Here is a 10,265-nt window from a genome sequence, read left to right as displayed (position 1 = left end):
CCTATCTCAAGGCAACTCTCACCGCTATCGCACTTGGACATCCCCAAAGCCGCATCGACGACCTACTTCCATGGAACTTCAAGACATCAAGCTAGGAAACAGGTGCTCTCCAGCGAACGCTTACTGATGCCTTGGAACTTCAAAGCAAACGCTATCGGCTGACCGCTTACGATTTTCAGTATGGATCATACGGAGAGTCAAATCGAAACATCTAACTGGCAATTCGAGCGTCCATTCGATTATTCTAGTTTAGCGATCATTGACGCGACAACCATACGTGATAAACCCGCAATAAAATGGCCGCGTTTTTGTATAGCACTCCCAATAAAATTACGGTGTCTTGATGCTCAGCAGAATTAAGTCTCATCTTCGCAGTTTGCGGTATTTTACGGCCACTTATCGGAATTGGCAGGCTGAGCGATTTATTCGCGCAAGCAAGATGCTGGATGAGTCATGGTACCTGTCTACCTATCCAGATGTAGAATCTGCGGGAGTAGATCCCGTGAAGCATTACGTTCGGCATGGTGCGAAAGAGGGGAGAAACCCTACCCCATCTTTCAGCACAACGGGCTATATTGCTGCCAATCCGGATGTTGCATCAGCCAAAGTGAACCCGCTTTTTCACTATGCAAAATTTGGTCGTACCGAAGGTCGCCCGCTAATATCTAAGGATGCGCCAATTGGCACGGCATCAGCGTCACGCCCTACCAAAAAAACGACACTTACAGATACAGTCACAGATACTGACTATATTAACTCCTTGATTAGATACTACTCTCTTCATAAATATTCCATTGATGCATGCAAAGTATCGATAATAATTCCAACGCATAATCGTGAGAATACTATTTGCGCGGCGATTGATTCTGCCCTTGCTCAATCCCACAGCAATCATGAAATTATTGTCTGCGATGATGGAAGCACAGACAATACGATGTCGATTATCTCTAGACGATATGCGAATATTCCATCAATAAAAATACTAGCACTCCCTAAAACCCATGTCAGTCAAACGCGGAACGCTGGCCTCGACATAGCGACCGGCGAGTACATCGCATTTCTGGATAGCGACAACATTTGGTTCCACGATTATCTAAGATTCATGCTTTGTGTATGCATGAGCGAGAAAACTGACATCGCCTATGCTGGATTGGTGGCTGTTGATTCATCAGACAGACCGGTATTTTATCGTGGACAGGAGTTCGACCGAGATAATTGTCGGAAAAGCAATTTCGTTGATCTGAATGTATATTTTTACAAGAAGACTCCCACGACGGATATAAGGTTTGATACATCTCTCAAGAGGACGGTCGATTGGGACTTTATTCTTCAACAAACCGTCGATCAGAAAGTTGTCTACGCACCATTTATCGGATGCCGATATACACATGATATGGGTGATGATACTCGAATTTCGGTTTCACAGCCCAACATCTACCGCGCAATCGTTAAAGCCCGCCACAGCGAGCCCATTCCAATCGCCGACGCGGATCTTCATCAGGCGATCAAACTCAAGATCGCACTGAAAATACCCGCTCCGCGTGCTAAGGCTGCAGAATGGGGAGACTATCATTTCGCCGCATCCCTTAGCAAAAGCCTGGGGGAGTTGGGGCATGCAACAAGAATTGATTTCCTTGAGGACTGGCCGAGCCGCCGCCATGAGCAATCAGACGACGTCGTTATAGTCCTTCGCGGTTTGAGCCGATACACACCGTCTCCGGCAGCAATCAATATTATGTGGAATATCAGCCACCCGGATCAGGTCGATTACTCTGAATATGACGAATACAATATCGTCTACTCCGCATCTGAAAGCTATACGTCTCTACTCAAGAATTTGACGAACACTAGGGTCAAGACGCTCTATCAAGCGACGGACACTGCGCGTTTCAATCCGGAGCGTTATAGTGCACATATGGAACACGACTTATTGTTCGTGGGCAATTCTCGCAAAATATATCGCGACATTGTCAAGTGGGCCGTCGATGCTGGCCACACCCCAACAGTTTACGGAACCTTGTGGGAAAATTACATTCCCAAGCATATGATCCAAGGAAAAAACATCAGCAACGACCGATTGGGAAAATATTACGCTTCCGCTCATATCGTACTAAATGATCACTGGGAGTCGATGCGCGAATATGGGCTTTTGTCCAACCGGCTTTTCGATTGCGTCGCATGCAACACCACCGTCATATCAGACGCAGTCACTTCACTTTCTTCTATTTTCGACGGTGCAGTAGTTCAGGTCTCCTCACAAGCGGAACTTGAAGAAGCCATCGAGGTGCCCAAGAAAAATCAGAATGATATAACCGAAAAAGTGGGAGCTTTTATACGACAGCACCATAATTTTGATGTACGCGCTAAGACGATTGTACGGGATGTCCTAGAGTATGTTGGTGTAGACTGCCCGGAGGTTAAGCTGGCCTCGCCATTCATTGCAAAAAGTACGCCTGTTAATGTTAGTGCGGTGTCGACTTGGACTGGAAGGCACTATCAAAGCTCGCTGTATCTTCGGTTGCTCTCACCACTCACCGCCGAAGTGAATAACAATGGCTTCGATGTCACCTGCTATCCGTGTAGCGAATCCGAAAAAATTAAAGACTGTGACGTGGCGGTTATTCAGCGCACATCTCTGCACACTACGGATGAAGCGGAACGGGTTATAGAAATAGCCCAGAAGCGTAAGATCAAGCTCATTACAGATGTTGATGATGGTTTTATCCACATAAGCCAATCTCATCCAGAATATGAAACGTATCGGCAGAGGAATGACGCACTAAATCTACTGATCTCCCATGCGGATGATAATTGGTATTCCACAAAACACTTGCTTGAGCAGTATAGAAAATTTAACAGAAACCCTGCTGTGGTTCCAAACTGCCTAGATCCTCGTATTTGGCGGAACTATCGGCACCAACATCGTGCGTTCGGCACAGACAAACTGCACATGGTATACATGGGCACGGCGACCCATGACGATGATTTTTATATGATCCTCGAAGAAATGGACCGGTTGAACGAACTTGCTCCAGATTCTTTTGACCTTACGATTATCGGTGCTGTTCGTAACACGCCAGAGCGCGATTGGCTGAAGAAGCTTTCTCCGCCTGCAGGAAGCACGATGTATCCTCGTTTCGCACGATGGTTGATGCGCAATAATAATTTTGATGTCGGACTTTGCCCGCTCGTAAGTAATAACTTTAACGATTGTAAATCTGACCTCAAAATTTTAGACTATAGCGCACTTGGTATTGTCTCTGTGGTATCAGACTGTGTATCTTATACGGATACGGCTCGCGACAACAAATGTGCATTTGTGGTTGACGGCACAACAACTTGGACTGATACGTTACGGACCATTCAAGAGGACAACTCAGCGGCACTGGCTGTCCTCGATACGGCAAAAGACTATTTGAGGTCCCAGCGCCACGTCTCTGTAGCGGCTAACATCATGCGTAAGAGAATCGAAGAAATCCTCTAATACATCAAAGCGGTCAGCCGATAGCGTTGGCTTTGAAGTTCGAAGGCATGGTAATCAATCGTCACGTGAGTTCCTAAGCCGACATGCTCAAACCTGAATATGTCCGGTTTTTAAGGGGCAACTCCACTTCAGGTTCAAAAACAGTTCCGCTGAGGAACCAAAACGAGCAAAGGAAAACACAAAACTTGACCGTGGTTAAAAACCCGAACAATAATTAAAAGGCGGGTCAATTCTCGGTGGAAATTTCCGGGTCAGTTCTCAGCGGCAATCAACATCACCTTGAACAAGGAGGGGCTTGTGGGCATTAATGACGAATTCACCATACCGGTTGAAAATAAGGTTAAGCATGAATTGGATATGGGCGCGAAATCCTTCTCCAAGCTTAAAATTGAAAAACTACCCGATATTCGGGACGTCGATGTTTTCAATGCTCTTAGTTCCATGTTCTGGAAAATAGAGAAATACGTTCCGTCAGCGTGGGGTGAGCATATTCCCTTTCTTTTCAGCCTTATTTCATTCCTGAAACCTCGCCGGTTCGTAGAACTCGGCGTCCATAACGGAGGCAGCTTTCTCGCGGCCTGCCAAGCCGTTAGCTACGGCAATATCGTCTGTGAATGCGTAGCGGTCGATAATTGGATTGGTGAACATCATGCCGGTTTTCATAGCTCGGACGTTTTCAGTTCGTTCCTCAGCAACCTAGGTCGCTATAGCAATTTCGGTGGATATATAAGGTCAGACTTCAATCAAGCGGCAGAACAGTTTGAAGATGGGTCTATTGATCTTCTTCATATCGACGGCTTCCATTCAGAAGAGGCTGTCCAGAACGACTTTGACACTTGGTTGCCGAAAATGTCAGACATTGGCGTCATAATTTTTCATGACACGAATGAGTTTAGAGCTGGCTTTGGGGTTTGGCGATTCTGGCATGCAATTCGCGAGAAATACCCGTACTTGGAGTTTGGTCATTGCCATGGCCTCGGCGTTCTTGCGGTTGGGAAGAATTCCGCATTCCGGCAAAATATTCCAAGTTTTGGCGTACCTATCGCTTCGCGCTTGGTAAATCACGCACTTCAATTCATAGCTGAGGGCGTAGGTAGTAACGCTTGGGCAACTGCGAAGCTTTCCGTATCACCCCCTCAGAAAGTTGCTGATCACGAGTTGACATCACTGAAGCAGCAGGTTGAGGCCTTCAAAAAGCAGACAGCCAACCTGACCGCCGAAAAGGCAGACGCCGTTAAATCTAAAGAGAATGAAGTGGCCGCACTGAAGCAACAGGTGGAGACCTTCAAAAAGCAAATAGACGACCTGACCACCGAAAAGGCAGACGCCGTTAATTCTAAAGAGAATGAAGTGGCCGCGCTGAAGCAACAGGTAAATCACTCCAACCAAGAGGTTGCGGCACTACGGGCAGAAATCGGAGCTTACAAGTTTTCCACTTCTTGGAAAATTACTTCACCCCTGCGTTGGGCGATGACTAAAATCCGCCGTTGATACGGATAGTTCGTAAACCCGAAGCTGTGCTTGGTCCAATATGATGCAGGCTTAATGCTCGCCATAGAGATCACGTGTATAGACCTTCGGTAACACGTCCTGCATTTCCACGCTCAGTCTATTAGCAACAATAACCTCAGATATATTCTTAAACACTTCGATATCTGTAATCACTTTTGACCCAAAAAAATGATCATCTTTTAATGATGGTTCATAAACGACTACCTCAATACCTTTTGCTTTGAGACGCTTCATTATTCCTTGAATGCTAGAAAAGCGGAAATTGTCTGACCCAGCCTTCATGATCAATCGATAAATTCCGACAATCTTTGGTTTGCGTTTTAAGATGTCGTCTGCGATGAAGTCTTTGCGGGTAGAGTTAGCCGCAACGATGGCTTGAATAAGACTTTGAGGAACGTCATTATAATTCGCGAGCAATTGTTTAGTGTCTTTTGGCAAGCAATAGCCACCATACCCAAAAGATGGATTATTATAATGTTGACCGATACGTGGATCAAGGCCAACACCTTCGATGATCTGGCGAGAATCGAGATTACGCATAACTGCATAAGTGTCCAGCTCGTTGAAATAAGCGACCCGCATAGCAAGAAAAGTATTTGCAAAGAGCTTTATTGCTTCTGCTTCTGTTGAATCGGTTAAAAGAATTGGTATGTCATTTTTCTTGGCACCGTCGGCCAATAAAGTAGCAAATCGTTCTCCACGTGGCGATCTTTCACCGACGACGATGCGCGAAGGATAAAGATTGTCATGCAGAGCACTACCCTCACGTAGGAATTCTGGCGAAAAGACAATTCGTTTACCTAAACGCTGAGAAACACTCTCTGTGAAACCCACCGGCACTGTCGATTTCACGACAATGTCTACATTGGGATTTATTCCAATCACATCACGAAGAACGGCTTCAACTGAATCTGTATTGAAAAAATTTGCCTGAGAATCGTAATCCGTCGGCGTGGCGATAATTACTAAATCAGCTCCGTCGTAGGCGTCGTGCTTATTGGTGGTTGCACGTAGGTTAAGTGGAACGCATTGTAGATAGTTCTGCGCCTCGCTGTCGCCGATTGGGGATTGACGAGCATTTAGCATTCCTACCTTATCCTCAGAAATGTCCAACGCAACAACTTCGTGATGTTGAGCCAATAAAATGGCGTTGGAAAGTCCTACATAACCGATGCCGACAACTACGATTTTCAACTTACATTCTTTCTCTACTACAGAAGATATTTACAAAGCACTCTTCCACGCGGGTTGCGCGACCCTATACAGTTAGTATATCTTTTGCCGCTTGGTAATCCCCCCCGGCAATTGGTAATCCCCCCGTTTTGAATGGTGAATCACGAAATTCATCAAAGTGGAAGTCACAAATGGGTCAGCGTCATAAGGCTCCGGTATTAGAGGTGGTGAAAAAAGCCTATCACTCGCGCGAGAACATAAAGAACAGTTAAAAAGCTCGAAAACAACACGGCAACCGGAGTCGCAAGCCGCAGCCAATAGATTACTTTTTGCAACATTGAAAAATTATGAAGAGAGAGACCTCGCTCCATTTGACTAATATTCAACAAAATAGAAGTATAATAACCAATAGATATTATGAATGGCAAATTAACTAGCGTACTTACTGCAATATTTTTTAACATACAAGAACCCATATCCGCATCAACCCGCGACTACTTACTAAAAACCTATTTGAGTGGAGCTCATTGGGCTTTAGTTAAGCACGGGTGATAATTGACCTTTTTAAAGGCCTGTCGCCTTAGCACCAGACAGCAATAGCCCACACTTTATCATTAAATACAGTACAAAATCAATGACTTGAATTCTTAACACCACCCTGCTTGGCCTCATAGCTCCACTCAAAACGGCCAAGTGAGAGAAAAATCGCAAACAGTCAACGGCGGAGTTATCTACACACTTATAAGGCACTAGTGCTTAGGATTAGGCTACCGAAGCCAACGCTGAACATTGTAATATGCCAACACTGAGCCGTTAGCACTTGTTGTCGTCTATCGCAACCCGATTCTAACATTGATATGTTACAACAATCGAAAGAACGTAGCAAACACCAGTTATTGCTCCTCGAGACAGGACCTACCCATTTACCGACTCTATCCGCGAAACCTGAGCACTCCCAACTCAGCGTAACGTACGCATACGGGCAAGACCGCAGGACTACGTTGCTCTCGCGTGGTATGGTTGCGGGATGGAGATAGATGAGGACAAAATCGACGATGCGGTTCTGGCCATGTTGTGGCTGACGCTGGAAGGGATTTGACTGGACAACGACGAGCCGATTGTATGCGAAGGGCCTGATCTGTGATCCGGTGAACAAATCGAAGTCATTGGTCTTGACGGACGAAGGTCTTCGGCGTTCGGAGAAACTTTTTCGTCAGCTGTTTACGCGGTGCCGCTCTTTGCCGTCGCCCATAGACAGGTCAGGTTTTGCGGCGTGTTTTTCTCGCCCATTTTGCAGCCAGGTCATCGACGGCTTTATTGAGTTGTGAGAAGTTGGCGGTGGCGGGATCAAAATCGCTGGGGCCCCACCATTCGAGGGTTTCTGCGTGCCGCTCGTGCGTCGCGTCTAAAAGCGCCTCGCAGAACTCCTGATATCCCCATGGGCCACCAACGTCTTCGGGCGGGCAATGCCCAGTGGCTTCGAGGAGCATCGGTTCTTCCGCACCGATTGCCGGGAATATGCGTTCAATCCTGATACTGTGTTCCCAGCCGTCGCCAAAGTCATAAAGATATTTAAACGATTTCACGCCGGTATCCTGAACTGCGGATAGCAGCGAGACTTTGCGTGCATCAATGGGACCGTCGCCCCAACCCTCATCAAGCAAACCAAAACCGACATCACGCATGCGGAATTCGTAAAGATGACTGTTGGTCCAGCCCATCGCCGCCTGCAGGATTTCATGCAATCGACTAAGCCTGATGGTGAAGGGTACGACAACGCGGCGCATTACTGTCGGCTCGACATGATCGAGGGTGACTTTCAGACGGACAACGGAAGCAGCCATCCTCAAGCCGCCAGTTCGACGTTTGCCGCCGATGCATGTTTCCAGTGCCATGGCAGCAACTCGTGCAGGCATGAGACGGGATGGTCGGCAATGCGGGCGAAGACATCGGCCAGCCATGCTTTGGGATCAACGTCGTTGAGACGGCAGGTCATGATGAAGGTGAGCATGATAGCGGCACGATCCGCCCCGCGCTGTGATCCGGCGAAGGTCCAGTTCCGGCGTCCCAATGCGATACCTCTCAGCGCTCTTTCTGCGGCATTGTTCGTCAGGCAAATTCTGCCATCTTCGAGAAAGTGAGCAAAGCCTTCCCAGCGTTTGAGCATGTAATCCATGGCTTTTGTCACATCGGACGAACTGGACAGCGTAGCGCGCTCCCGTATCAGCCATTGATGCATATCCTCGAACAACAGTTTGCTCTTCTCCTGTCGCACTTTCACTCGTTCTTCAGCACTTAATCCGTTGATCTGGCGCTCAATGTCAAACAGAGCATCGAAACGTCTGACGGCCTCAAGTGCAATCGGCGAGATTGGTTTGCCATTTCGCTTGCGATCCCGCGCACTCTTTTCGATATCGGCCAACTCGAAGAATTTCCGCCGTGCATGCGCATGACAAAAGGCAAAGGTGATCGGCACTTCTTTCTTTTCGGCAATCGCAATTGGTTCAAACCCATTATAGCAGTCTGTCTGCAAAATGCTGCCATAGCTGGCCAGATGCCTCTGCGGATGTTCGCCGCGCCGATCACTCGAAGCATAATAGACCGCCGCCGGTGGTGCCTCGCCCCTGAATGGCTGATCATCGCGTACGTAAACCCATATGCGCCCAGTCGTACATTTGCCTTTCGCACGGATTGGAATGGTGGTGTCATCGCCATGAAGCCGCTCAGCGGCAAAGACGTGGCTCTCAATCAGGTCGAAGAGCGGCATCAGAGCGGACGTTCCAAACCCGACCTGATCGGCCAGTGTCGAGGTCGACAGATCCATTCCTTCACATTTGAACCGCGTGCTCTGGCGATTGAGCGGAATGTGCATGCCAAACTTGTCGAACAGAATTGTTGCCAGCAGTTGGGAGCCGATAAAGCCGCGTGGCGTGACATGAAACGGTGCAGGCGGCTGGCTGATTGCCTCGCAGTCACGACAAGTGAACTTCTCACGCACCGTCTCGATCACCTTGAAGCGGCGCGGAACCTCTTCCAGCGTCTCAGTGATATCTTCACCCAGCTTCGACAGGCGCGAACCACCGCAACAGGCGCAAACAGTCGGCGCAGCAATAACAAGGCGCTCACGCTCGATATTCTCTGGCCACGGCTTGCGCACGGGCCGCTTACGCGTGAATGAACGCACGTTCGATGCCCTGGCGCTCGCTGCCTGTGAGGCGATCTCATCTTCACTCGCCGCCATCGCCAGCTCTTCGAGCTGCAATTCCAGTTGATCAAGCAGGCGTGCCGTGCGCTCGGAACGCTGACCGCGCAATTCGCGCCTGAGCTTTGCGATTTGCAGTTCCAGAGCTGCGATCAAGGCATCACTATCGGAAAGCATAGCCTGCGCATTGGCAGCTTGCGCTACAGCCAAATCGCGTTCACCCTGCAAAATCTCGCGTTCGCAAAGCAGCGCCAAATAGGCGCTGGCAAGATCATCAGGAAGGTCAAATGGCTTTGGATCCATAAAGTTATTTGATCAGAATCCTGCAATATTTTCAATGGAATAATGCTACCCAACCTTCGTCGGTCGCCATGTTTCCTGCGGATTGCGCCAATCAATTCCAGACAGTAAATAACTGAGCTGTGCAGGTGAGATCGCAACAGCGCCACCTTCTGCAGAGGGCCAGATAAATTTGCCACGCTCAAGTCGTTTTGTCAGAAGGCAACTCCCCTGGCCGTCATGCCAGATCAGCTTTATCAGATCACCCCTGCGCCCTCTGAAGCAAAACAAATGGCCACCAAGTGGATCGCGCTTCAGCACCTCCTGCACCCGAAGCGATAATGATGGAAAGCCACAGCGCATGTCCGTATGGCCCGTGGCAATCCACACCCGTACATTCTGACCTGAAGGAAGTGTGATCATCAGAGGCTCTCCAGGCCACGGATAAGGCGAACCAGAAGATCTATATTCACCCCATTATCGGTAAGCGTTCGCTGGAGAGCACCTGTTTCTTAGCTTGATGTCTTGAAGTTCCATGGTGAGCGCGACGAACATCCCACCTTTTCTTTTGTGAATGATGCCGCGAGATAAGCTCCTTCATTGATAGGAGCGGAC

Annotated in this window: 7 protein-coding genes and 1 pseudogene; 4 read left to right on the top strand and 4 right to left on the bottom strand. The window is 48.3% G+C overall.

Annotation, left to right across the window (positions count from 1 at the left end; all coding sequences use genetic code 11):
* The 3 genes from HWX93_RS22100 to HWX93_RS22090 form a co-directional block, all read left to right on the top strand.
* On the top strand, positions 1-95 hold a 95-nt coding region (locus tag HWX93_RS22100; protein ID WP_176038745.1), incomplete at its 5' end, for a transposase domain-containing protein.
* A 407-nt stretch (positions 96-502) separates the two neighbouring features.
* Positions 503-3,484 (top strand): glycosyltransferase, encoded by a 2,982-nt coding sequence (locus HWX93_RS22095; RefSeq protein WP_176038744.1) that lies wholly within the window; start codon positions 503-505, stop codon positions 3,482-3,484.
* 297 nt (positions 3,485-3,781) lie between these two features.
* The gene (locus tag HWX93_RS22090; protein WP_176038743.1) at positions 3,782-4,975 is read left to right on the top strand and encodes a class I SAM-dependent methyltransferase; all 1,194 of its coding nucleotides are present in this window, start codon (positions 3,782-3,784) and stop codon (positions 4,973-4,975) included.
* Positions 4,976-5,026: 51 nt separating this feature from the next.
* Here the strand turns inward: HWX93_RS22090 and HWX93_RS22085 are convergent, their stop codons facing one another.
* Entirely contained in the window at positions 5,027-6,190 is a 1,164-nt protein-coding gene (locus HWX93_RS22085; protein ID WP_176038742.1) for a nucleotide sugar dehydrogenase, read from the bottom strand.
* A gap of 1,006 nt (positions 6,191-7,196) precedes the next feature.
* On the opposite strand from HWX93_RS22085, the pseudogene HWX93_RS22080 reads away from it, so the two are divergent.
* Positions 7,197-7,398, top strand: a pseudogene (locus HWX93_RS22080) (DUF6429 family protein); the annotation flags it as partial.
* 30 nt (positions 7,399-7,428) lie between these two features.
* Here HWX93_RS22080 and HWX93_RS22075 read toward each other — a convergent pair.
* From HWX93_RS22075 to tnpB, 3 genes are read right to left on the bottom strand one after another with little or no spacing between them, the layout of a single operon-like run.
* Complete coding sequence (locus HWX93_RS22075; protein ID WP_176038746.1) at positions 7,429-8,013, bottom strand: plasmid pRiA4b ORF-3 family protein; 585 nt, start codon at positions 8,011-8,013, stop codon at positions 7,429-7,431.
* Positions 8,014-8,015: 2 nt separating this feature from the next.
* The gene (gene tnpC / locus HWX93_RS22070) at positions 8,016-9,674 is read right to left on the bottom strand and encodes an IS66 family transposase (protein ID WP_176038741.1); all 1,659 of its coding nucleotides are present in this window, start codon (positions 9,672-9,674) and stop codon (positions 8,016-8,018) included.
* Positions 9,675-9,719: 45 nt separating this feature from the next.
* A complete protein-coding gene (tnpB, locus tag HWX93_RS22065) occupies positions 9,720-10,073 on the bottom strand; it encodes an IS66 family insertion sequence element accessory protein TnpB (RefSeq protein WP_025091528.1) in 354 nt (117 codons plus the stop codon).
* Between the last annotated feature and the right edge of the window lie 192 nt (positions 10,074-10,265).

The organism is Brucella tritici (assembly GCF_902825325.1).
Taxonomy (GTDB): Bacteria; Pseudomonadota; Alphaproteobacteria; order Rhizobiales; family Rhizobiaceae; genus Brucella.
The sequence above is the reverse complement of the archived record's forward strand: the minus strand, read 5'-3'. Positions and strand labels throughout refer to the sequence as shown.